General features: G+C 31.6%; 2 protein-coding genes. Both read left to right on the top strand.

Annotated elements, in window-relative coordinates:
* The first annotated feature begins 261 nt into the window (after positions 1–261).
* Positions 262–612 (top strand): DUF488 family protein, encoded by a 351-nt coding sequence (locus tag AC3ASS_RS14320; RefSeq protein ID WP_488284162.1) that lies wholly within the window; start codon positions 262–264, stop codon positions 610–612.
* 186 nt (positions 613–798) lie between these two features.
* On the top strand, positions 799–1,257 hold the full coding sequence (locus AC3ASS_RS14315) for a hypothetical protein (protein ID WP_488284161.1): 459 nt from the start codon (positions 799–801) through the stop codon (positions 1,255–1,257).
* Positions 1,258–1,342: the final 85 nt, after the last annotated feature.

The raw sequence follows: 1,342 nt of genomic DNA, 5'->3' as shown, positions 1-1,342 counted from the left end.
AGAGAGTACCCTAAAATAGTGAATCCGCTTTCATTGTTAGGGAGAAAAAAACTGCCCACAAATACTTGACTCAATCACTGAAGTGTTATAATTTGACTTACGCAAGAATAAAATAATATAATAGATAAATTACTTTACAACTTATATATAAGTAATTTATCTGTAAATAATGTAATCTGTAGATTGTAGTCCAAAAGTAACTGAAGTGTTATAATTAGATTAATTGGGAAATAAAATTAAAAAGATAGTGTTGATTAATGCATAAGAACCTTTTATAATATTGGTTATGAGAATGGAAATATCAACCATTTTACCAATCTTTTAATAAAATATAAAATTAAATACCTCATAGACGTAAGAACAAATCCCAAATCAAGTTATGCTCAATCGTTTGCTAGAAATATTTTAACTCAAAGCCTTAACCTAAATGGAATTAGATACGTTTTATGGGGATCTCCTTGGAGGGAAACCACCAGAAGAGGAATGTTATACAAATGGGAAAGGATATTATCAAAGATAGAAATACAACCATTTTATCAAATGGGTATAAAAAGAATCTTAACTGAATATGGGGAAAATTTACCTGTTGTAATAATGTGTAGTGATTTATAGCCAGAAATATTCAGCGAAAGCTGTAAAGAGTGGGTTCTCTCTTGGCTGGATTCGCTGAATACAGGACGCTCCATGAATGGATACCGTTCAAAAAGAGACTTAACTTTTTTGTGTCCAAGAAATCGACATGGATCCATTTGGTATTTAATTAATTTCAAAGGGGAGATTGGATAATGAGAAAGGCTTTTGTTTTTTTTTAAATATTTGGTGGCTATTGTAACTATAATTTTCTCTGGTCTATTTATTAATCTAAAAGTTGCAGAAGCTAGTCCAGCTCATTGTGGAATTAGAAGTATTGAACTAATGTCAGAATCAGAGTTAATCCCTACTGATGGTATATCAATTCAATGTTCTGGAAGTCAAATTTGGAGTGAAATAAGGGCACAAGCTATAAAACGTCCAGAAAGGACTAAATCTGGTGATTATCTTTATGACAATACCCGGGGTGGTGGATTCTCTCTGGCAAAGGCACATTTTGACAAGATGCCCGGAAACTACTATATAGACGAAAGTACCTATATAAAACAAGACCCAATAACAAAAACTAGAACTATCCTTTATAGAAGTACTTCCGAGAAAAAATGGACATTATCCCATCCACATCTTGAAAATACAAAATACAAAGATAAGATTAGATATGATTAAGAACAATTATTGTTACACAAAACATTAGATTTAAAGGAGCGTGTTCACATGGATAATAGAATTCTACAAGTATGGAACCCCATTA

The organism is Bacillus sp. JST-5, assembly GCF_057747715.1.
The sequence above is the reverse complement of the archived record's forward strand: the minus strand, read 5'-3'. Positions and strand labels throughout refer to the sequence as shown.